A 21,904-nucleotide genomic window follows, 5' to 3' on the forward strand; every position below is an offset into this window, starting at 1 on the left:
TATGAGTCCGATCAGGTGGCGGCGCCCGGCCGCCCGTAACCCCGGTACGCCCCCGAACGGCCCGCCCGGGGCCCGAACCGCCCCGAACCGGCCGTTCCGCCCGCGACCTGCACTCCCGCCCGCGATCAGCCCTTCCGGCCGGCGTGCAGCACCGCGTGCGCACCGAGGCCCAGCAGCAGGCCCCAGAAGGCCGAACCGATGCCGAACAGGCTCATCCCGGAGGCAGTGGACAGGAAGGTCACCACCGCGGCGTCCCGCCCGCGCTCCTCGGCGACCGCGGCGGCCAGACTGCCCTGCAGCGAGGCCAGCAGCGCCACCCCGGCGATCACCGCGACCAGTTCCGCCGGCAGCCCGGTGAACAGCGCCACCAGCAGCCCGCTGAAGCTGCCCACCAGCAGGTACAGCACGCCCGCCGACATGCCCGCCGGGTAGCGGCGGCGCGGATCGGGGTGGCTCTCCGGACCCGCGCAGATCGCCGCGGTGATCGCGGCGAGGTTGATCCCCGGCGAGCCGAAGGGCGCCAGCAGGACGGAGACCCCGCCGGTCGCCCCGATCACCAGCCGGTCGTCCGGACGGTAGCCGAAGGCCCGCATCACCCCCAGGCCCGGCGCGTTCTGGGAGGCCAGCGCGACGATGGTGAGCGGCAGCCCCAGCCCGACCAGGGCCGACCAGGAGAGCGCCGGCGCCGTCCAGACCGGCCGGGTCGGGCCGCCCCCGCCGAACTCCAGCGGGAGTCCGACGGTGGCCGCCGCCAGCACCCCGCCGACCAGCAGCGCGACCGGCACGGCGTACCGCGGCGCCCCGCGCTTGGCCAGCAGGAAGGCCGCGAACGCGCCCAGCACCAGGACGGGCGCACCCTTCACCGCACCGAAGATGCCCGCCCCGAAGGAGAACAGGATGCCCGCGAGCATCGCGTTGACGATCCCGGCCGGGATCGCCGCGACCAGCCGCCCGAACAGCCCGGTGATCCCGAACAGCGCCACCACCAGGCCGCTCACCAGGAAGGCCCCGACCGCCTCCCGGTAGGGGTACTCGCCCAGGCTGGTGACCAGCAGCGCCGCCCCCGGAGTCGACCAGGCGGTGATCACCGGCGTCCTGGTCCACCAGCTCAGCAGCAGGCAGGTCAGTCCGCTGCCCACCGAGACCGCCCAGATCCAGGAGGCCGTCTGCGCCGGGTCCAGACGCCCGGCCGCCGCCGCCGCGAGCACCACCACCAGCGGCCCGGAGAACGACACCACGATGCAGACCAGCCCGGCCAACAGCGCGGGTACCGAGACGTCCCGGCGCAGCGAGCGCCGCGCCTCCCCCGGGCCGGTCCGATCCTCCGCCGAACGGGCTATCAGCTCCTCTGCCATCCCGGCAGTATCCCGGAGCGGCCCCCGCCGCGGGGCTGCTCGCGCAGACCGGCGCCGACACCCCGAACGGCTTCCTGGCCTGGTCCGCCGCCGCGTTCGGCGCCCTGGGCGCGGGCGTCCTGCTGTCCGTGCGCCGGCTGCGTCCGCAGCGCTGAGGCGCGGCGGCCGCGAACGGCGGGGCCGTTCCTCCCCCGGTGGTGGGGAGGAACGGCCCCGCTGCGTGCGCGCCGGGGAAGGGGCGCGGCTCAGGTGCGGAACGGCCCGGTGACCTCGTAGGTGATGCCGCCGGAGGAGCTGCCGCTGGTGCCCCGCTGGCTGGAGAAGTAGAGGCGGGTGCCGTCCGGGGAGAACGCCGGGCCGGTGATCTCCGAGGAGGACTGCCCGGTGATCCGCAGGAACGGCGCGACGATGTCGTTCGGGGTGATGATGCAGATCTCCATGTTGCCGCCGTCCTCGGCCACGTAGAGATCGCCGTAGCTGGAGCCGGTGACGTTGTCGACGCCGGTCAGCGGGGCGGTGCCGGGGCTGACGAGCGAGTCGTCGTAGGCCAGCTCGTAGGTGCCGGCCGCCAGGTTGACCTGCCAGACCCGGTTGTCGCCCTTGGTGGTGAACCACACCGTGTCGTTGGCGTAGTGGCAGCCCTCGCCGCCGTTGAAGCGCTTCGCGCCGGAGACCTGGTCCCGGGTCACGGTCGGGGAGCCGTCCGGGTCCGGGACGGTGCCCCAGGTGAAGGTGCCGGAGGTGCCGGAGCCGGCCTTCAGGACCTGCAGGGTGCCGGCCGACAGGTTGCCCCAGGTGGTCGGGACGAACCGGTAGAAGCAGCCGTTGCTCTCGTCCTCGGTCAGGTAGACCACCTGCCGGACCGGGTCCGCGGCGGCCGCCTCGTGCTTGAACCTGCCCATCGCGTCGCGCCGGACGGCCGCGTTCACGCCGTACGGGTCGGCCTCGTAGACGTAGCCGAGGCCGACCTCCTCGCAGGAGAGCCAGGTGTTCCACGGGGTCTTGCCGCCCGCGCAGTTCTGCCGGGTGTTGGAGAGGATCCGGTGGGCGCCGGTGACGGTGCCCGAGGAGTTGAAGCGGACGGCGCTCGCACCGCCGCCGGGGTTGATCTCCGAGTTCGAGACGTAGATCCAGCCCGTCCCGTCGGTGTAGCAGGCCCCGCCGTCGGGGGCGTTGTGCCAGGTGTACGAGGTGCCGGAGACCAGCTGGCCGGAGCGGGCGATCACCCGGCTGGTGAAGCCGCCGGGCAGCTGGATCCCGTTGGCGTCGGCCGCCAGCAGCGAGCCGTACGGGCTGGGTCCGTTCTGGGCGGGCGCCGCGTAGGCCGCGCCCGGCATCAGGGTGCCGCCGAAGGCGGCGGCGGAGGCGCCGACGACGGCACCGCGCAGGAAGGTACGTCTTTCCACGCTGACTCCATGGGGACGTGGGGGTCCACCACCCGGCCGGGTGGTGGATCGCGCCCCGGAAGGCTAGGGAGCGGGGGTGGACGGACCGGCAACGAGCGGTGAACGGCCGCCCCGACCGGCGGGAACAACGTTGTTCACCGTTCACACACCGTTCGACTGCACAGCGTCACCATGCGGAGGGTCCGGACGCGAAGCGGCCCGCCCCGCCGGGGGTACCGGCGGGGCGGGCCGTGCGGGGCGTCGGATCAGCCCCAGGTGATCAGCCGCTTGGGCCGCTCCAGCAGCGCGGCGACGTCCGCCAGCACCTTGGAGCCGAGCTCCCCGTCCACCAGGCGGTGGTCGAAGGAGAGGGCCAGCGTGGTCACCTGACGCGGGACCACCTTGCCCTTGTGCACCCACGGCAGCTCCCGGACCGCGCCGAAGGCCAGGATGGCGGCCTCGCCCGGGTTGAGGATCGGGGTGCCGGTGTCGACGCCGAAGACGCCGACGTTGGTGATGGTGACCGTGCCGCCCTGCATGTCGGCCGGCGAGGTCTTGCCCTGGCGGGCGGTGTCGATCAGCTCGCCCAGCGAGGCCGCCAGCCCGGAGAGGGTCTTGGCGCCGGCGTCCTTGATGTTGGGCACGATCAGGCCGCGCGGGGTGGCCGCGGCGATGCCGAGGTTCACCTGGCCCCGGATCACGATCTCCTGGGCCGCCTCGTCCCACTGGGCGTTGATCTCGGGGTGCCGCTTGATCGCGGTGAGCAGCGCCTTGGCGACCAGCAGCAGCGGGCTGACCCGGACGTCCCGGCCCAGCTCGCCGCTCTCCTTGAGCCGGCGGACGAACTTCATCGTCCGGGTCACGTCGACCTGGACGAACTCGGTGACGTGCGGAGCGGTGAAGGCCGAGGCCACCATCGCCTGCGCGGTCGCCTTGCGGACGCCCTTGATCGGCACCCGCACGTCGCCGGAGGCACCCACCGGGGCCTGCTCGACCGGGGCGGCCGCGACCGGCTCCACGACCGGCACGACCACGGGCGCGGCCGGAGCCGGAGCCGCGGCCGCCGAGGCGTACGCGTGCACGTCCTCGCGGGTGACCACGCCGCCGGGGCCGGTCGGGGTGACCGACCGCAGGTCGACGCCGAGGTCCTTGGCGAGCTTGCGCACCGGCGGCTTGGCCAGCGGGCGCTCCCCGGCCGGCTGCTCCGGCAGCACGGTCTGCGCGGGCTGCACCGGGGCCGGGGCGACCGGCACGGCGACTGGGGCCGGGGCGACGACCGTGGTGGTCGTGGTCGTGGTCGTGGTCCGGCGGGCCCGGCGCTGGGTGCCGCCGGTCCGCGGGCCGTAGCCGACCAGCACCGCGCGGCGCTCCCCCTCGGCCGGCTCGGCCTCGACGGGGGCCGGGGCCGGGGCCGCCGGGGCGGGCGCGGCGGCGACCGGGGCCGCGGCGGGTGCCGCACCGGCGACGGCGACCGAGATGATCGCTGTGCCGACGTCGACCGTCGCCCCCTCGGGGAAGAACAGCTGCTCGACGACGCCGTTGAACGGGATCGGCAGCTCCACGGCGGCCTTGGCGGTCTCGACCTCGCAGACGACCTGGCCGTCCGTCACGGTGTCACCGGGCTTGACGTACCAGCTGAGGATCTCGGCCTCGGTGAGGCCCTCGCCGACGTCGGGCATCTTGAACTCGCGGAGCGAGCGAACTTCGGTGGTCATCTGCGCTCCTCCGGTTCAGTAGGCGAGCGCGCGGTCGACGGCGTCGAGCACGCGGTCCAGGTCCGGCAGGAAGGCTTCCTCCACGCGGGACGGCGGGTACGGGGCGTAGTAGCCGCCGACCCGCAGGATCGGCGCCTCCAGGTGGTAGAAGCAGCGCTCGGTGAGCCGGGCGGCCAGCTCGGCGCCCATGCCCAGGAAGACCGGGGCCTCGTGCACGACGATGCCGCGACCGGTGCGCTTGACCGACTCCTCCAGCGTGGTGAAGTCCACCGGGGAGAGCGAGCGCAGGTCGACGACCTCCAGCCGGCGGCCGTCCTCCTCGGCGGCCGCGGCCGCCTCCAGGCAGACCTTGACCATCGGGCCGTACGCGATCAGCGTGGCGTCGGCACCGGGGCGGACCACCCGCGCGGAGTGCAGCGGCAGGTCGGCGGCGTCGCCGACCTCGCCCTTGTCCCAGTAGCGGCGCTTGGGCTCCAGGAAGATCACCGGGTCGTCCGACTCGATGGCCTGGCGCAGCATCCAGTGCGCGTCGTTGGCGTTGGAGGGGCTGACCACCCGCAGGCCGGCGGTGTGCGCGAAGTACGCCTCGTGCGACTCGCTGTGGTGCTCGACGGCACCGATGCCGCCCGCGTACGGGATGCGGATGGTGACCGGCATCTTGACGTGGCCGAGCGCGCGGGCGTGCATCTTGGCCAGCTGGGAGACGATCTGGTCGAAGGCCGGGTAGACGAAGCCGTCGAACTGGATCTCCACCACCGGGCGGTAGCCGCGCAGGGCCAGGCCGATCGCGGTGCCGACGATGCCGGACTCGGCGAGCGGGCTGTCGATGACCCGGTCCTCGCCGAAGTCCTTCTGCAGGCCGTCGGTGATCCGGAAGACGCCGCCGAGCTTGCCGATGTCCTCGCCCATCAGGACGGTCTTCGGGTCGTTCTCCAGCGACTTGCGCAGGGCGCCGTTGAGCGCCTTGGCGATGCTGAGCTGACCGGCCATCAGAGGTTCTCCCCCGCCTCGAAGGAGGCCGCGTACTCGACGTACTCGGCCCGTTCCTCATCGACCAGCGCGTGCGGCTCGGCGTAGACGTGGTCGAAGATCAGGGTCGGGTCCGGGTCCGGCATGCTGCGCACGCCCTCGCGGACCCGCAGCCCCAGCTGCTCGCTCTCGGCGTCGATCGAGGCGAAGAACTCCTCGTCGGCCAGGCCCTCCTTCTCCAGGTGGGCCTTCAGCCGGGAGATCGGGTCCTTGGCCTTCCAGGCCTCGGTCTCCTCGGTGGGCCGGTAGCGGGTCGGGTCGTCCGAGGTGGTGTGCGCGCCCATCCGGTAGGTGAACGCCTCGATCAGCACCGGACCGTTGCCGCTGCGGGCGTGGTCCAGCGCCCAGCGGGTGACCGCCAGGCAGGCCAGCACGTCGTTGCCGTCGACCCGGACGCCGGGGAAGCCGAAGCCGGAGGCGCGGCGGTACAGCGGGATCCTGGTCTGGGTGGTGGTGGGCTCGGAGATCGCCCACTGGTTGTTCTGGCAGAAGAACACGACCGGCGCGTTGTAGACCGATGCGAAGGTGAACGCCTCGTTGACGTCGCCCTGGCTGGAGGCCCCGTCGCCGAAGTACGCGATCACCGCGTCGTCGGCACCGTCCTTGGTGACACCCATCGCGTAACCCGTGGCGTGCAGGGTCTGCGCGCCGATCACGATGGTGTACAGGTGGAAGTTCTTCTCGTTCGGGTCCCAGCCGCCGTGGTTCACGCCGCGGAACATGCCGAGCAGGTTCAGCGGGTCCACGTCGCGGCACCAGGCGACGCCGTGCTCGCGGTAGGTCGGGAAGGCGTAGTCGCCCGTGCGCATCGCGCGACCGGAGCCGACCTGGGCCGCCTCCTGGCCCAGCAGCGAGGCCCACAGGCCCAGCTCGCCCTGGCGCTGCAGCGAGGTGGCCTCGGCGTCGAACCGGCGCACCAGCACCAGGTCACGGTAGAGGGCTCGGAGCTCGTCCGGGGTGGTGGTGAGCGGGTAGTCCGGGTGCTCGACCCGCTCTCCTTCCGGGGTGAGCAGCTGTACGAGCTCCGGCTGGGCGTCCTTACCCGTGGCGCGGAGGGTGTCAGGGACGCCGGGGGCCGCCTTCTTGCGAGCCCTCGCCGTGCTTTTGACGGTCACGTTCACTCCTCGGTCTGTCCGGCCGCCCGGGGTCGCCGGTGACCGGTCCGGTCACCGCCTCGCGGAGCGCGCGTGGGTGTGCGCGACTGTCGCGGGGCAGGTGGTGATCCTGTTCCGACGGCGTCCCTCACGAGAACGTTACCCAGCGGCAGCCCTTGGCGCGCTTGCGCTAGGACGTCCTAGTTGTTGGGCTCCGACAACTGCGGGTGTGGCGCAGCTCTCAATTCGGTCGCCTTCAGGACACCTGCGCACGTTATCCGGGCGAAGGCCGCTGCGTAAGGGGGTTACCGGCAACGGTTTCGACCGGTTCCGGACCGCTCTGGCCGGATAGCGCCGTAGGACCGGTGCGCGGGGCAGGTCATTTGTACGGTGATATGGGAGGCTTTGGGCGTGACTGATAACGGACATATCAGGGTATTCCTTCTCGATGACCACGAGGTCGTCCGGCGGGGCGTCCACGACCTGCTCTCCGTCGAGGAGGACATCGAGGTGGTCGGCGAGGCCGGCACCGCGGCCGAGGCGCTGACCAGGATCCCCGCCGTCGAACCCGACGTCGCCGTGCTGGACGTCCGGCTCCCCGACGGCAACGGGGTCGAGGTCTGCCGGGAGATCCGCTCCCGGCAGCCGGCGGTCAAGTGCCTGATGCTGACCTCGTTCTCGGACGACGAGGCGCTGTTCGACTCGATCATGGCGGGCGCCTCCGGCTATGTCCTGAAAGCGATCCGCGGCACCGACCTGATCACCGCCGTCCGGGACGTCGCGGCCGGCCGGTCGCTGCTCGACCCGGTGGCCACCAGCCGGGTGCTGGAGCGGCTGCGGGAGGGCGGCGAGAAGGAGGACGAGCGGCTCGCCCAGCTCACCAAGCAGGAGCGGCGGATCCTCGAACTGATCGGCGAGGGGATGACCAACCGTCAGATCGGCAACGAGCTGCACCTGGCCGAGAAGACGGTGAAGAACTACGTCTCCAGTCTGCTCGCCAAGATGGGCATGGAGCGACGCACCCAGGTGGCCGCCTTCGTGGCCCGGCGACAGGCCGACCAGCGCCACTGAGCCTGCGGATACACATCCCTGACGGATTGTCAAGCACCCCTGCGCGGGGGCCCTAGGGTCTGGCTGTGACTTTCAGCCAGACCCTCGCCTGTGCCCCGGCCCGCCCCGACCTCTCCGCTCCCCCGATAGGGACCCTCAGTCCGCCCGTACCGCACTCCGCACTCGCCGAGGTCCTGCGCCACTACCGGGTCGGTCGCCTGCTGACCGCCGAGCCGGTGGCCGAGGGCCTGCTGAACCGCGGCTACCTGGCCACCACCGAGGCCGGCCCGTACTTCCTGAAGTGCTACGTCGACGCCGCCACCGCCAACCGGCCGGCGATCACCGCCCACCACCGCGCGATGGCCGCCCTGCAGGCCCGCGCCCTGCCCGTCACCCCTCCGCTCGCCGCCACCGGCACGGGCCGCACGGTCGTCTCCTCCGACGGCCGGCTGTTCGCGCTCTTCCCCTGGGTGGAGGGCGGCCACCGCCACGGCACCGACCTCGACCTCTTGCAGTGCGACCGGCTCGGCGCGCTCCTCGGCCACCTGCACGGCGCACTCGACGAGGTCTGCGCCCCACTCGTCCAGCCCGCCGGGTACCGCACCGCCGACCCCCTCGACAGCGCCGCCCTCGCCCGCGACCTGCTGCACCGGGCCCGCGGCCACCGCCCGTACGGCGAGCTCGACGCGCTCGCCGAACGCCGGCTGACCGAGCGCCTCGACCTGCTCGCCGAGTACGCCCACCGCCGGCCCGCCCCGCAGGCCGCCCCGCCCACCGGCTGGACGCACGGCGACTTCCACGGGCTCAACCTGCTGCACCGGGACGGCCGGGTCTCGGCGGTCCTGGACTGGGACAAGCTCGGCCCGCAGCCGCGCGCCGAGGAGGCCGTCCGCGCGGCCACCCTGCTCTTCAACGACCGGACCACCGGGGTCCTCGACCTGGTCCGGGTCCGCCACTACTCGCAGGCGTACCGTGCCACCGGCGCCGCCTGCGCCGACCAGCTCGCGGCGGCCGTCCACCGGGTCTGGTGGGAGCGGCTCAACGACTTCTGGATGCTGCAGTGGCGCTACCAGCGGGCCGACCACCGGGCCGACCCGCTCTTCCCCGCCGCCGCGGGCCAGCTGGCGTGGTGGTGCCAGGAGTACGAACAGGTCCTGGACGCCTTCGCCAACTGACCCCGCCCGGCGGCCGGCCCGTCACCGGGGCCGGCCGTCCGCCGCGGTCAGCGCGGGGCGCCCCCGCCGCCGCCCCCGGGCGCCGGGGTCGTCGGCGCGGGGTTGGTCTGCGTCGCGGTGGCCCCGCCCGTCGGCTTGGTGGTTCCCGAGGGGGACGTCCCCGCCGTCGGCGAGCCCGTCCCGGTCCCCGTCGCGGTGGGCGTCCTGGTCCCCGTCGCCGTACCGGTCGGCGTGGGCGTCCGGGTGCCGGGCATCGTCGCGGGCGGGCTCTGGTTGTTGTCGGTCGGCTGCTGGGGCCGGCGGGTCGCCGTGCTCGTGGTCGGCACCGTGCCGGTGGGCGACGGGACCGTCCCGGTCGTGGTCGGCGCGGTCGTCGGCGCCGTGCTCACCACCGGGGGCGTGGTCGGCGTGGTGTCCGGGGTCTTGCCGTTCCCGCTGAGCGCCAGCGCGACGCCGACACCGGACGCCACCACCACCGCGGCGATGCCCGCGATCCAGGCCAGCGGCCCGCGCCGGCGCCGTCCGCGGTCGTCGTCCCCGCCGCCACCGCCGTGGCCGTGGTGGCCGCCGCCCCCGCCGCCGTACGGGCCGCCCGCACCCTGGTAGGGCGTCGCCGGCGTGTGCCCGCCGGGCACCTGGTACGGCAGCACCGCCGTCGGGTCGCTCCCGGCCGTCCCGCCGTACGGGGTCGGCAGCTCGCCGCTGTCGCCGCCGCGGCCGCCCTGCCCGATCGCCGCGAGCCCGGCCGCGGCGGAGCCCGCCACCCAGCCGGCCCCGGCCGCACCGTGCATCTCGCGCAGCGCGTGCTGCAGGTGGGCGCGGAACTCGTCGGCGTCCTGGAAGCGGTCGTCCGGGTTCTTCGCCAGGGAGCGCAGCACCAGCGGGTCGAGCGCGGTCGGCACCCGCGGGTTGGCGTGCGACGGCGGTACCGGCGGGTCCTGGACATGCTGGTAGACCACCGACAGCGGGGTGTCGCCGGTGAACGGCGGGCGCAGCGTCAGCAGCTCGTAGAGCATGCAGCCGGCCGCGTACAGGTCGGAGCGGTGGTCGACCGGCTTGCCGAGCGCCTGCTCGGGCGACAGGTACTGCGGGGTACCCATCACCATGCCGGTCTGGGTCATGGTGGTCGCCGCGCCGGTCAGCGCCCGGGCGATGCCGAAGTCCATCACCTTGACCGCGCCACCGGTCGTGATGATCACGTTGGCGGGCTTGATGTCGCGGTGCACGATGCCGTGCCGGTGGCTGTAGGCGAGCGCCTCCAGCACCCCGGCGATGATGATCAGCGCCTGGTCGACCGGCGGCGCCTCCTCGTCCACCAGCAGCTCGCGGACGGTCCGGCCCTCGACCAGCTCCATCACGATGTAGGGGGTCGACTCCTCGCCGACCAGTTCCTCACCGGTGTCGTAGACCGAGACGATCGAGTGGTGGTTGAGCGCCGCGACCGAGTGCGCCTCACGGGTGAAGCGCAGCCGGGCGACGTCGTCCTGGGCGAGGTCGGAGCGGAGCAGCTTCACCGCGACCGTGCGGCCGAGCCGGACGTCCTGCGCGGCGAAGACCTCGGCCATGCCGCCCCGGCCCAGCCGGTGCGTCATCCGGTAGCGGCCGTCGCCCACCGTGCCGAGCGGGGCGGCCGTACCGCGGCCGGGCGTCTGCTGGCCGCCGGGGGCGCCGATGACCGGCGGGAGTGCGGCGGTCGCAGCGGTCTCGTCGCCCGGCGCCGGAGTGCGCGCGGCCCCGCCGCCCGCACCGGCCGCCCAGGCCCCCTCGTCGTCGTCCGGCTGGTGGGTCTGTGCCATCGCTCCTCGCCCCGGGCCGTCGCTCGGATCGCGGTGCCCTGTCGCTTCGTATCCCTGAACGCTACCGCCTCCGGCCGCTCACCGTTCCCGGGCGATCCGGGCGGATGGCCTCAGAGAAGGCCATTCCGGGCAGCGGGGTCGTCCTGGTGCAGGACGATCGAGGGACGGTCGGCGCTGCGCGAGGAGCTGGACTTCTCGTCGGCCTTGGTCGCCACGATGGCGATGATGATGATCGCGAGCACGATCACGCCGATGATGATGCCGACGATCACCAGCGCGGTTCCGCAGCCGTTGCCGCTGCTCGCCGCCGGGGCGGGCTGGAACGGCACCGGGTGCGGCATCGGCATGGGCTGCGGCGGCGGGGTGTGCGCCTGCGGGACGAACGGCGCCGGGGTCTGGAAGGCCGGCGGCGGGGTCTGGTACTGCTGTTGCGGGAACGGCTGCGGGGTGTGCGGCGCCGGCGGCGGGGTCTGGAAGGCCGGCGGCGGCGTCTGGTACTGCTGGAAGGGCTGCGGGGTGTGCGGGGCCGGCGGCGGGGTGTGCGCCTGCGGGGCCGCGGTGTGCGCCCGCGGACCCTCGCCGATCACCAGCGGGCTGGCCTGCAGCGGGCTGCCGCCGCCCTTGGCCGCCGCCAGCAGGCGCTCGGCCTCCTCGCGCATCTCGGCCGCACTCTGGAACCGGTGCGCCGGGTCCTTCCGCAGCGAGCGGGCGACGAACTCGTCGAGCGCCGGGCCCACCGCGCGGTTGATCGAGGACGGCGGGACGGCCTCCTCCTGGACGTGCTTGTACGCGATGGAGAACGCCGAGTCGCCGTCGAAGACCAGCTTCCCGGTGAGCAGCTCGAACAGCATCACGCCGACCGTGTAGAGGTCGGAGCGGGCGTCCACCGGCTTGCCGAGCGCCTGCTCGGGCGACAGGTACTGCGGGGTGCCGACCACCATGCCGGTCTGGGTCATCGACGTGACGCCCGACTCCAGCGCCCGGGCGATGCCGAAGTCCATGACCTTGACGGTGCCCTTGCGGTCGAACATGACGTTGCCGGGCTTGATGTCGCGGTGGACCAGGCCGTGCTCGTGCGAGGCCTCCAGCGCGGCGAGCACCCCGATGGTGACCCGCAGGGCCTCCTCGGTCGGCATCGCACCGTGCTGGGCGATCGCGTCGTTGAGCGCGTCGCGCAGGCCCTTGCCGTCGACGAGCTGCATCACGATGTACGGGGTCACCGAGCCGTCGGGGGCGACGTCCTCGCCGCTGTCGTACACGGTGACGATGTTGGGGTGCTCCAGCCGGGCCACGGCCTGTGCCTCGCGGCGGAAGCGCTCCTTGAAGGACGCCTCGCGGCCGAGCTCGGTGTGCAGGGTCTTCAGCGCGACCTTGCGGTCCAGCACGTTGTCGTGCGCCAGGTGGACGGAGGCCATGCCGCCCTCGCCCAGCAGGCTCTGCAGGACGTACCGTCCGTTGCCCAGGGAGTAGCCCTCGACCGCCGCGTTCCCGTGCTCGCTCATGGTCCTTCGCTCCCCCTCGGCGCGGTGGCGGCACCGCTGCCGTGACGTTCGGTCTCGTCCGTGCTCGCCGGTCGGCCCGGCACTGCTCTCCCGGCGCCGACCGCCCCTGCCGCGGCCTCGGTCGGGCCTGCGACAGGGGTCAGGGTATCGGCTCGCGGCGACACTGCTCGGCGCAGGGCCGATACTGTGTCCGGCCCGCGATCCGGTGCATGCGAACCCTCCCGGCGGCTCTCCCGCGGTCGGCGGGCCCCCGGCGGGCGGTCCGGCTACAGGTACGGGCCCGAGCGGACGCCGCGGCCCTCGCCCGGCTCGCCGTCCTCCGGGTCCGCGCCGTGCAGACCGGGCGGCAGCGCCCGGCGCATCTGCTCCAGCTGGGCCCGCGCCGCCATCTGCTGGGCGAACAGCGCCGTCTGGATGCCGTGGAACAGCCCCTCCAGCCACCCCACCAGCTGGGCCTGCGCGATCCGCAGCTCCGCCTCGGTGGGGATGCTGTCCTCGGTGAACGGGAGCGACAACCGCTCCAGTTCGGCGACCAGTTCGGGCGCCAGGCCGAGCTCCAGCTCCTTGATGGAGCTGGCGTGGATGTCCTTCAGACGGGCCCGGCTGGCCTCGTCCAGAGGAGCCGCCCGGACCTCCTCCAGCAGCTGCTTGATCATGCTGCCGATGCGCATGACCTTGGCGGGCTGCTCCACCATCTCGGTCACCGGCAGTTCACGCGGCTCGACCGCGCCGTCCCCCGGCACCGCGAACCCCGGGCCGACCGGCATCCCGTCCGGTCCGACGATCAGGACCCTCTGACCGTCGTGCGCCTGCCCGCCCGATGCCTGGTACGACTCCTGCTGCGAGCGCTCGTTCATCGGATTCGTCATGAACAACATTCTCTCTCACTGGGGTTGCTCCGGCGGAAGCCCCCGGCGCGCCGCCGCGGCCGGGCACGACGCTACGCGCCGGGGCAGCGGCCCGGATATCCGTACGGATACTCAGATCGCCGCCCTTCCGCACGGCCCGCCCACCCCCTGCGCACGGGTCGGACTCAGCCCCGGCGCAGCCGCAGACCGATCAGGGCGAGGCCGCAGCCGATCATGCCCAGCCCGACGCCGAGCGGCAGCTCGACCGTCGAGGCGTCGCTCCACCGGGTCGGCAGGACCACGGTGACCGGGCCGACGGCCGCGGCCCGGTCGGCGGTGTCGGCCCCGGCCACGGTCGCCAGGTCCTCCGCACCGGCCAGGTCGGACGCGGACGCCTGCGAACCGGGGTCGGACGACGGGGCCCGCTCGGCCCCCCGGCCGGGCACGGCCCGCTCGGGTGCCGAGGCGGGCCGGTGCCAGTGCCCGCGCTGGTCCCGGCCCCACCGCTCCCGGTCGGCCCACTGCGTGTGGTCCGACTTCGCGGGGACCGGCTTCGCCGCGGCCGGCCGGGCCGGGGCGGCCTGCTGCCCGGCAGCCTCGGCACGGTCCTCGGTGCGGGCCTCGGTGCGGTCCTCGGCGGGGCCGCCCTGCGGACCGGCGGCGCCGACGGAACCGCCCGGGCCGGGAGGTCCGACGGGCCGGTCGGGCCACCACCCGCCGCCGGCCGGCTCCGGCAGCGGCGGACCGGCGGCCGCGGTCGGGGAGGCCACCGCGGAGGCCACCGGCCCGGGGAGCGCCGGGACGGCGGATCCGGCGGCTCCGGCGGGCCCGGCGGGTCCGGCGGTGGGGGAGGCCGTCCGGGGCGAGGGCGAGGACGCCGGCGGGACGACCACGGGAACGGACGGCTCGACCGGCCCCGCGGCCTCGCCGTCCCCGGGCTCCGGCGCCGTGGACGGCTCCGGCGCGGTGGACGGCGACGGGGCCCCGGACCCGGCCGCACCGGACTCAGGGGCATCCGGCTCGGGAGCCGCATCATCGGGAACGGCGGCATCGGGAGCTGAACCATCGGGGGCAGCGTCGTCGGGGGCGGCGGGCTCCGACGGCGCGGGCTCCGGTACCGCGGCGTCCGACACCGCCGACGCGGGCACGCCGATGCCCTCCCCCGGGGCGGCCAGGGCGACGGTGGCGGAGGCCAGCGGAAGGGTCAGTCCGAGCACCACCGCCGCGAGCAGCCGCTGCCGGCGCGGGACGGCGGGGCGGGGCCGGGCGGGAACGGTCGCGGCGGGCAGCGGCCCGAGGCGTGCGTACGAGGATGCGGCCACGGTCGGAGGTCCTTCCGACGGCCGACCGCGCGGGGGGCGGGGTCGGCGGCGGGACAGCTCCGAACCAGCCTCACACAATCCGGCAATCCGGGCATTCCGAACGCCCGCCGCCCGCTTCCCGCCCCGGCCGGGGCCCGATCAGGCCCCGCCCCGCCACCGACCCCGCCACCGACCCCGTCCCGCCCCAGGGCCCGGCCTCAGCCCTCAGCCCCGTGGCCCTCAGGCCGCAAGCCCTCAGGCCCGCAGGACGACCTTGCCGACGTGCTCGCCCGCCTCCAGCAGCCGGTGCGCGGCGGCGGCCTCGGTGAGCGGCAGCACCGTGTGCACCACCGGCTTCACCACCCCGGCCTCCACCAGCGGCCAGACGTGCTCCCGGACCGCCGCCACGATCGCGGCCTTCTCCGAGGTCGGGCGACCGCGCAGGTTGGTCGCCACGACCGCGCCGCGCTTGCGCAGCAGGGTGTTGAGGTCCAGCTCGCCCTTGACGCCGCCCTGCAGGCCGATGATGACCAGGCGCCCGTTGACGGCCAGCGCGTCCACGTTCCGCTGCAGGTACTTGGCGCCCATGATGTCCAGCACGACGTCCGCCCCGGCGCCGCCGGTGGCCTCCCACAGGACCTCCACGAAGTCCTGCTGCCGGTAGTCGATGGTGATGTCGGCACCGAGTTCCGCGCACCGGGCGAGCTTCTCGGGGCTGCCCGCCGTCACCGCGACCCGGGCGCCGACCGCCTTGGCCAGCTGGATCGCCATGGTGCCGATGCCGCTGGCGCCGCCGTGCACCAGCACGGTCTCGCCGGGCCGCAGGTGGGCCACCATGAACACGTTGGACCAGACCGTCGCGGCGACCTCCGGCAGGGCGGCGGCCTCCTCGACCCGCAGCCCCTCCGGCACCGGCAGCAACTGCCCGACCGGCACCGCGACCCGCTGGGCGTACCCGCCGCCGGACAGCAGCGCGCACACCTCGTCGCCGACCGCCCAGCCGGCCACGCCGGCGCCGACCGCGGCGATCCGGCCCGCGCACTCCAGGCCGGGGTAGGGCGAGGCGCCGGGCGGCGGGTTGTAGAAGCCCTGGCGCTGCAGCAGGTCGGCGCGGTTGACGGCGGTAGCCGCGACCTCCACCAGGACCTCGCCCTCGCCGGGCACCGGATCGTCGACCTCGGCCCACACCAGGGCCTCGGGGCCGCCGGGACGGGGAATCGTCATCGCATGCATGCCCCGAAGCTACTGGGTGCGGGCCCCCGGGATCCCGCGCGACGGGCTCAGCCCGCCAGGCCGTCCAGCACCTCCGCGCCGGGCAGCCTCGCCAGCGCCCAGCCGGGCAGGATCAGCTTGCCCCGCCGCCGACCGCTGCCGACCAGCACGTACGGGGTCGCCGCCACGGTGGCGTCGATCAGCAGCGGCCAGTCGGCGGGCAGTCCGAGCGGGGTGATCCCGCCGTACTCCATGCCGGTCGCGGCGACCGCGGTGTCCATCGGCGCGAACGACGCCTTGCGCGCGTCCAGGCGCTTGCGGACGGCCCGGTTGACGTCGACGCGGGTGTGCGCGAGGGCGAGGCAGCCGGCCAGGGTGGTCTCCCCGCCGCGCTTGGCCGCCACCACCACGCAGTTGGCGGACGCCTCGGCCGGGACGCCGTACGCCTCGCAGAACACCGCGGTGTCGGCCAGCTCCGGATCGCTGTCCACGTACAGCACCGAGCGGGCGGCGTCGCGGTCCGCCCAGCCGGCCAGCAGGGCGGCCACCGGGCCGGCCAGGTCGCCGCTCTCCAGCGCGGGCAGCACGTGGGTGAAGCTGCCGAAGGGGGCGGTCGGCTGCACGGTCATCAGCGCACCTCCGCCGGGGTGACCGGGCCCTTGATGACGATCACGCGGTCGGTGAGCTGGAGCGTCGCCGCCTCCGGCTCGGTGTAGTTGATCACCCGTCGACCGCGGACCACCGCGACCACCAGGTCCTCGCACTCGCGCGGGCTGTGCCCGGCCTCGGCCCTGGTCACCGGGCGCTCGTAGACGTCCAGGCCGTTGCCGTAGGTCAACAGGTCCTCCATGACCGCGCCGGCGTGCGGGCTGAGCATCGACATGCCGAGCAGGCGGCCCGCCGAGCTGGAGCTGGTGACGACGACGTTGGCGCCGCTCTGGCGCAGCAGCGGGGCGTTCTCGTCCTCGCGGACCGCGGCGACCACGGTGGCGGCCTTGTTGAGCTGGCGCGCCGTCAGGGTGACGAGGACGGCGGTGTCGTCGCGCTCGGGGGCGACCACGACCCGGGCCGCGTTGGGGAGCGAGGCGCGGATCAGGGTGTCGGTGCGGGTGGCGTCGCCGACGACGCCGACCAAGCCGTGCTGGGCCGCCTGGTCGATCGCCTTGCGCTGCGGGTCGACCACCACGATCTCGTCCTTGGGGACACCCTGGCCGAGCAGGGTGTCGACGGCGCTGCGGCCCTTGGTGCCGTAGCCGATCACGACGGTGTGCTCCCGCACGGTGGACCTCCAGCGGTTCAACCGCCACTGCTGACGGGTGCGTTCGGTGAGCACTTCGAGCGTGGTGCCGACCAGGATGATCAGGAACACCACCCGCAGCGGGGTGATCACGAAGATGTTGGTGAGCCGGGCGCTCTCGCTGTACGGGGTGATGTCGCCGTACCCGGTGGTGGAGAGCGTCACGGTGGCGTAGTACGCGCAGTCCAGGAAGGACAGGCCGCCGCCCGCGTTGTCGTTGTAGCCGGCGCGGTCGAGCCAGACGATGACGGTCGTCGCGATCAGCACCGCGAGGGCCATCAGCAGCCGCGAACCGACCTGGCGCACCGCCGGCACCGCGGGCCGGGCGGGCAGCACGATGCCCGAGTCCGCCCAGGGTTCGGTGATGGACTTCAGCGGACGCAGCAGACCCGGCCTGCGGGCGCTCACGGGGCCTCCAGGAGTTCGACGAGCTCACCGGCCACCGTACCGCCCGGGGGGACCGCCGCGATCACGTCGGCACGGGCCAGGCCGCGCAGCATCGCCGGTCCGTCGAAGGCCAGCGGGACGACGCCGTGCGGGGTGCGCCGGGCCGGCAGCAGCCGGGTGTCGGCCGGGTGGCCCGGCAGGTCGACGGCGGCGGGCGCACGGTCGGGCTCCCCGACGGCCCGGCCGGCCAGCGCGTGCAGCAGCGGCAGGGCGAGCGTGACGGTGCCGGCCACCGCGGCGAGCGGGTTGCCGGGCAGGCCCACCAGGTGCCGTCCGCCGGGGAGTTCGGCGAGCAGCATGGGGTGACCGGGGCGGACGGCGACGCCGTCGACCAGCAGCCGGGCGCCGGTCTCGGCGAGGGCCCGGTGCAGGAAGTCCACCGGTCCGGCGGCGGTGCCCCCGGTGGTGACCACGACGTCGGCGGTCGAGTGCCGGACGGCGTCCCGCAGCAGGCCGAAGTCGTCCCGGACCGGGCGCGGTTCGCCCACCTCGGCGCCGGCCGCGCGCAGCCAGGGCGGCAGCAGCGGGCCGAGCGCGTCCCGGACCCGGCCGGGCTGCGGCAGGCCGGAGCCGAGCAGTTCGTCGCCGAGGACGAGCAGGTCGACCACCGGACGGCGGCGGACCGCCAGCCGGTCGTGCCCGCAGGCGGCGGCGAGGCCGAGCACCGCCGGACCGACCGGGGTGCCGGCCGGCAGCAGCGCCTCGCCCCGGCGGCACTCCTGCCCGCGCGGGCGGACGTCCTGGCCGGTGGTCGGCGAGCCGGGGCCGCGGTCGTGCAGCAGGGTGCCGCGCTGCACGCCGTGTTCGCGGCGCAGGACGGCGGTGGCGCCGGGCGGCAGCTGGGCGCCGGTGGCGATCTCCACGGCGTCGCCGTCGGGCAGCGGCTCGGTGGCCGGGCGTCCGGCGAGCAGCCGGCCGGCGACCCGCCAGGGCCCCGGTCCGGCGACGGCCCAGCCGTCCATCGCGGAGGTGTCGAAGGCCGGCAGGTCGGTGAGCGCGGCCAGCGGTTCGGCCAGGGTGCGGCCGAGGGCCTCGCCGAGCGGCAGGCTCTGCGGCGGCAGCGGGCGCAGTCCGGCGCGGCGGGCGCGCTCCCGGGCCCGGGCCCAGCCGGACGCGGTCACGGCGGACTCCGGCCCGGCCACGGTGGCGCTCACGTCTGCTCCGGGCCGGCGGCGGCCCACCGCTCGGCGAGCGCCCCGGTGCGGCGCACGGCCTCGGCGACGGCCTCCGGGCCGCCGCCCTGCCGGGCCGCCGCGTAGCCGACGAGGAAGGCGGTCAGCGGGGCGGCGGGCCGGGCCACCCCGTGGGCGACCACCCTGGCCAGGTCGAGCAGTCCGGGGACGTCCACGTCCAGTTCGATGCCCAGTTCGTCCCGGGCCTCGGCGATCCACTCGTCCAGCGTGCGCTCCATGGCCCCATGCTGCCTGATCGTCGGTGCGCCGGGAATGTTCGGGCCGTGAGCGGCGCGCGTCGTTTCGCTCACCGGTCGGTGCGGCGCGCCGTGAGCCGTCGGGCCGCGCTCCGGCGGCGCCGGGTCAGCGCTCCGGGCTCCCCGCCCGCTCGCGGGCCCGGGCCAGGTCGTCCCAGGTGTCGCAGTCCTCCGAGGCGCCGTCGGGGTCGGCCAGCCGGAGGGTGCGCAGGGCGCCGGTGAGGCGGCGCAGCGGGAGCCCGTCGGGGTCGCCGGCCGCGGCGAGCGCGCCGCGCAGGGCGGCGGTGCGGTAGGCGGCGGCGAGCGGCTGGTCGCGTCCGCCGGCGTCGACCAGGACGGCGGCCCCGGTGTCCGGGCCGGCCGCGTCGAGGGCGGCGACCAGACGGTGCACGGTCGGCTCGTCGAGGAAGGGCAGGTCGGCGGCGAGCAGCAGCACCACCTCGGCGGTGACCTCGGCGAGTCCGGCGGCGACGGCGGCCACCGGTCCGCCGCCGGGGGGCTGCTCGCGGGTCCAGCGCACGCCCCGGCGGGCGGTGGGCCGGGCCGGGCCGACGACGACCGTGGTGCGGGCGCCGGCGCAGGCGGCGAGCACCCGGTCCAGCAGGGTGGCGGCGCCGACGGTGAGGCCGGGCTTGTCGGCCCCGTCGAGCCGGCGGGCGGCGCCGCCGGCCGGGACGATCGCGTCGTACGGCGTCATGCGGCCAGTATCGCGCGGGCTCGGTACGGGCCCGGTGCGGCCTCAGCGCGGTCCGGTCGCCCCCTCGCCGCGTTCGTCCCCGCCGTCCGCCGCCTCCGCACCGGGGCCCGCCCCGTCCGGCCCGCCCGCCCCGTCCGGTTCGGCGGCCGCGGGGGCCTCCCGTTCGGCCGGGGCCTCCTCCGCGGCCTGCCGGGCGACGGCCGCCGCCGCGCACAGCTCCAGCACCCCGGGCAGGGTCAGCTCGCCGTAGCGCTCGCCCATCGCGGCGACCAGCGCCTCGCTGTCGGCCGGGTGCTCGGCCAGCAGCCGGTCGAAGTCCTGCAGGTACTCGCCGGTGAAGGCCAGCACCGGGGCCGCGTCGTCGCCCCGGTCGGGGGCGCGGTGGCCGGCGATCACCCTGTCGGCGCCGAGTTCGGCGATCCGGCCGAGGTTGCGGCCCCACTCGATCCGCTCCTCGGGGTCGGTGTCGGCGGTCCAGACGTGGGTGCCGTTCCAGACGAAGTCGCCGGCGATCACGGTGCGGATGCTGGGCACGTGCACCACGGTGGAGCCGCCGCAGTCGCCCTGGCCGAGCAGCAGCACCGGGATGACCTGGCGGTCGAGCACCAGCGGCTGCGGCAGCAGCGGGGCCGGCACCAGCGGGTGGTCGGGGATGTCGTCGCCGTAGACCGGCTTCCACTGGGCGACCTTGGCGGCGGCGGTGCGCAGGATGCCGTCGACCACCGGCGGCGCCGCGAGCAGCCGGGCGTCCGGGAAGAGCTTCAGCACCTCCTCCACGCCGAAGTAGTGGTCGGGGTGGTGGTGGGTGATGACCACGGCGAGCAGCCGGCGGTTCTTGCCGGCGATCCACTCGGCGAGCTCCCGGCCGGCGCTACGGGTGAGCTGGGCGTCGACCAGGATCGCGGCCTGTTCGCCGAGGATCAGGGTGGAGGTGGCGAAGAAGGCCGACTCGGGTCCGGTGAAGACGGCGGTCTCCAGCGGGCGGAGGGGCGCGGCGTCCGCTCCGGGCTCGGCGGCGCGGTCCGCGCTCTCGTCGGGCGGGGACGACGTCACGGGGTGCTCCCTCGGGTCGGCCGGCGGTCGGCGGGTCGGACGGATCGGCAGGTCGGACGGGTCGGCGGACGGTCCCGCCGGCGCAGGGTCCGCGCCCTACAGCATGGGAGCACCGGCCGCCGAATGCCGGGAAGGCGCGCCCGGTGCCGGACGCGCCTTCCCCTGCACCGCCCCCTCGGTGCTCCCCGTTCCCCGTGCTCCCCGCTCCCCCGCCGTCCCGCTGCCCCGGAGCCGCCCGGCCGTCCGCGCCGGCTCAGGCCGCGAGCGCCGCCTTGCCCTTGCGGGCCGCCTCCGCGAGTGCCTGCTCCTTGGACGTCCGGGCGTGCTCGACGAAGTCCGCCAGCGCCGGGGTGGTCGGTGCCAGGGTGAACTCCGGCACGATGAAGTCGACCTCCAGCCCGAGCATGCCGGTGAGCACCTTCTCCAGGTAGGTGGTCACGAACTCGAAGCTCTCGCGCGGGGTGCCCGGGGCGTACGAGCCGCCGCGCGCCGACACCACGGTGACCTTCTTGCCCGCGGCCGACGGCTTCTCCCCGGCGGTGCGCCCGACCAGGATCACCTGGTCCAGCCAGGCCTTGAGGCTGGACGGGATCGTGAAGTTGTACATCGGGGTGCCGATCAGCAGGACGTCCGCCCGCTCCAGCTCCTCGATCAGCTCGGTGCGCAGGGCGAAGGCCGCGGCCTGCTCCGGGGTGCGCTGCTCGGCGGGGACGAAGCCGGCCGAGATGCCGTGGGCGTCGAGGTGCGGCAGCGGCTGCGCGGCGAGGTCCCGGTGGACGACCGTGCCGTCCGGGTTCTCCGCCTGCCAGGCCGCGCGGAAGGCCGCGGAGACCTCGCGGGAGACCGAGCCCTCGCTGAATGCGGACGCGTCGAGGTGCAGCAGAGTGGCCATGACGTACCTCCAAGTAGTAAGCAGCTGCGAATTCCGCTGCAACTGCAATCACCGTAGCAGCTTACTTTTCTGCAGTCACTATGTTCCTGCCGAGTAGGCTGTAGTCATGGCCCAGCACGAAGCAGCGATCAGCACGGTCGGCGCCGACGGCGCCCACCCGTGCACCGAGGCGGCGGCGCCCGTCTGTACCGGCGTCGACATCGCGCTGACCCGGGTGTTCGCCCTGCTCGGCAAGCGCTGGACGGGCCTGGTGGTCGCCGTCCTGCGGCACGGCCCCGCGCACTTCTCCGAGATCCGCCGGGCCATCCCCGGCATCAGCGAGCGGATGCTCTCCGACCGGCTCACCGAGCTCGCCGAGGCCGGCCTGGTGCTGCGGCACGTCGACGCGGGCCCGCCGCTGCGGGTCAGCTACCAGCTCACCGAGGCCGGCGCCGCGCTCGGCCCGGCCCTGTCCGAGCTCTCCCGCTGGGCCGAACTGCACCTGCCGGCCGTCCCCGCGAAGCCGGCGACCGGCTGCTGAGCACCCCCGGGACCCGGAAAGCGGAGTGCGGAAAGCGGAAGGGCCCGCCTGTCTGCACAGGGCGGGGCCGGCCCCGAGACCAAACCGGACCCGCCCGGCCCGGGCCG

Annotated in this window: 18 protein-coding genes and 2 pseudogenes; 3 read left to right on the top strand and 17 right to left on the bottom strand. The window is 75.0% G+C overall.

Features of this window, described 5'->3' with window-relative positions:
* Positions 1 to 125: 125 nt before the first annotated feature.
* From ACWGB8_RS17855 to pdhA, 5 genes are all read right to left on the bottom strand, one after another.
* Positions 126 to 1,355 (bottom strand): benzoate/H(+) symporter BenE family transporter, encoded by a 1,230-nt coding sequence (locus ACWGB8_RS17855; protein WP_452214439.1) that lies wholly within the window; start codon positions 1,353 to 1,355, stop codon positions 126 to 128.
* Between the two features lie 245 nt (positions 1,356 to 1,600).
* Positions 1,601 to 2,761, bottom strand: coding sequence for an alkaline phosphatase PhoX (locus ACWGB8_RS17860; protein ID WP_452214440.1), 1,161 nt, complete (start codon positions 2,759 to 2,761; stop codon positions 1,601 to 1,603).
* 245 nt (positions 2,762 to 3,006) lie between these two features.
* Entirely contained in the window at positions 3,007 to 4,455 is a 1,449-nt protein-coding gene (locus ACWGB8_RS17865) for a dihydrolipoamide acetyltransferase family protein (RefSeq protein ID WP_452214441.1), read from the bottom strand.
* Between the two features lie 15 nt (positions 4,456 to 4,470).
* Positions 4,471 to 5,445 (bottom strand): alpha-ketoacid dehydrogenase subunit beta, encoded by a 975-nt coding sequence (locus tag ACWGB8_RS17870; protein ID WP_452214442.1) that lies wholly within the window; start codon positions 5,443 to 5,445, stop codon positions 4,471 to 4,473.
* Entirely contained in the window at positions 5,445 to 6,599 is a 1,155-nt protein-coding gene (pdhA, locus tag ACWGB8_RS17875; RefSeq protein ID WP_452214443.1) for a pyruvate dehydrogenase (acetyl-transferring) E1 component subunit alpha, read from the bottom strand. Before pdhA ends, ACWGB8_RS17870 begins: the two co-directional genes overlap by 1 nt.
* Positions 6,600 to 6,989: 390 nt before the next feature.
* On the opposite strand from pdhA, the gene ACWGB8_RS17880 reads away from it, so the two are divergent.
* The gene (locus ACWGB8_RS17880) at positions 6,990 to 7,649 is read left to right on the top strand and encodes a response regulator (protein WP_452214444.1); all 660 of its coding nucleotides are present in this window, start codon (positions 6,990 to 6,992) and stop codon (positions 7,647 to 7,649) included.
* Between the two features lie 65 nt (positions 7,650 to 7,714).
* Positions 7,715 to 8,803 carry a phosphotransferase gene (locus tag ACWGB8_RS17885; RefSeq protein WP_452214445.1) on the top strand — a complete coding sequence of 363 codons (1,089 nt, stop codon included), beginning with the start codon at positions 7,715 to 7,717 and terminating at the stop codon, positions 8,801 to 8,803.
* A gap of 47 nt (positions 8,804 to 8,850) precedes the next feature.
* Here ACWGB8_RS17885 and ACWGB8_RS17890 read toward each other — a convergent pair whose 3' ends face one another.
* The 12 genes and pseudogenes from ACWGB8_RS17890 to ACWGB8_RS17945 form a co-directional block, all read right to left on the bottom strand.
* Positions 8,851 to 10,599, bottom strand: coding sequence for a protein kinase domain-containing protein (locus tag ACWGB8_RS17890; RefSeq protein WP_452214446.1), 1,749 nt, complete (start codon positions 10,597 to 10,599; stop codon positions 8,851 to 8,853).
* Between the two features lie 110 nt (positions 10,600 to 10,709).
* A complete protein-coding gene (locus ACWGB8_RS17895; RefSeq protein WP_452214447.1) occupies positions 10,710 to 12,101 on the bottom strand; it encodes a protein kinase domain-containing protein in 1,392 nt (463 codons plus the stop codon).
* 266 nt (positions 12,102 to 12,367) lie between these two features.
* Entirely contained in the window at positions 12,368 to 12,970 is a 603-nt protein-coding gene (locus tag ACWGB8_RS17900) for a bacterial proteasome activator family protein (RefSeq protein ID WP_452214448.1), read from the bottom strand.
* Positions 12,971 to 13,134: 164 nt separating this feature from the next.
* Complete coding sequence (locus ACWGB8_RS17905; RefSeq protein ID WP_452214449.1) at positions 13,135 to 14,271, bottom strand: hypothetical protein; 1,137 nt, start codon at positions 14,269 to 14,271, stop codon at positions 13,135 to 13,137.
* A 234-nt stretch (positions 14,272 to 14,505) separates the two neighbouring features.
* Complete coding sequence (locus ACWGB8_RS17910; protein WP_452214450.1) at positions 14,506 to 15,483, bottom strand: NAD(P)H-quinone oxidoreductase; 978 nt, start codon at positions 15,481 to 15,483, stop codon at positions 14,506 to 14,508.
* A gap of 47 nt (positions 15,484 to 15,530) precedes the next feature.
* Complete coding sequence (locus ACWGB8_RS17915; protein WP_452214451.1) at positions 15,531 to 16,091, bottom strand: YbaK/EbsC family protein; 561 nt, start codon at positions 16,089 to 16,091, stop codon at positions 15,531 to 15,533.
* Positions 16,091 to 17,146 carry a potassium channel family protein gene (locus ACWGB8_RS17920; protein WP_452214456.1) on the bottom strand — a complete coding sequence of 352 codons (1,056 nt, stop codon included), beginning with the start codon at positions 17,144 to 17,146 and terminating at the stop codon, positions 16,091 to 16,093. Before ACWGB8_RS17920 ends, ACWGB8_RS17915 begins: the two co-directional genes overlap by 1 nt.
* 17 nt (positions 17,147 to 17,163) lie before the next feature.
* Positions 17,164 to 18,360: a molybdopterin molybdotransferase MoeA gene (locus tag ACWGB8_RS17925; RefSeq protein ID WP_452214452.1), complete on the bottom strand. Its 1,197-nt coding sequence runs from the start codon at positions 18,358 to 18,360 to the stop codon at positions 17,164 to 17,166.
* Positions 18,357 to 18,635 (bottom strand): annotated as a pseudogene (locus tag ACWGB8_RS17930) (DUF6457 domain-containing protein); the annotation flags it as partial. The pseudogene ACWGB8_RS17930 and the gene ACWGB8_RS17925, both read right to left, overlap by 4 nt.
* Positions 18,636 to 18,762: 127 nt before the next feature.
* A pseudogene (gene mobA / locus ACWGB8_RS17935) lies at positions 18,763 to 19,332 on the bottom strand (molybdenum cofactor guanylyltransferase); the annotation flags it as partial.
* A 42-nt stretch (positions 19,333 to 19,374) separates the two neighbouring features.
* The gene (locus ACWGB8_RS17940; protein ID WP_452214453.1) at positions 19,375 to 20,385 is read right to left on the bottom strand and encodes an MBL fold metallo-hydrolase; all 1,011 of its coding nucleotides are present in this window, start codon (positions 20,383 to 20,385) and stop codon (positions 19,375 to 19,377) included.
* Between the two features lie 253 nt (positions 20,386 to 20,638).
* Entirely contained in the window at positions 20,639 to 21,277 is a 639-nt protein-coding gene (locus ACWGB8_RS17945; protein WP_452214454.1) for an FMN-dependent NADH-azoreductase, read from the bottom strand.
* 106 nt (positions 21,278 to 21,383) lie between these two features.
* Between ACWGB8_RS17945 and ACWGB8_RS17950 the strand changes: the two genes are divergently transcribed.
* Positions 21,384 to 21,797 (top strand): winged helix-turn-helix transcriptional regulator, encoded by a 414-nt coding sequence (locus ACWGB8_RS17950; RefSeq protein WP_452214455.1) that lies wholly within the window; start codon positions 21,384 to 21,386, stop codon positions 21,795 to 21,797.
* Positions 21,798 to 21,904: the final 107 nt, after the last annotated feature.

The sequence above is a fragment of the Kitasatospora sp. NPDC054939 genome, from assembly GCF_053610105.1.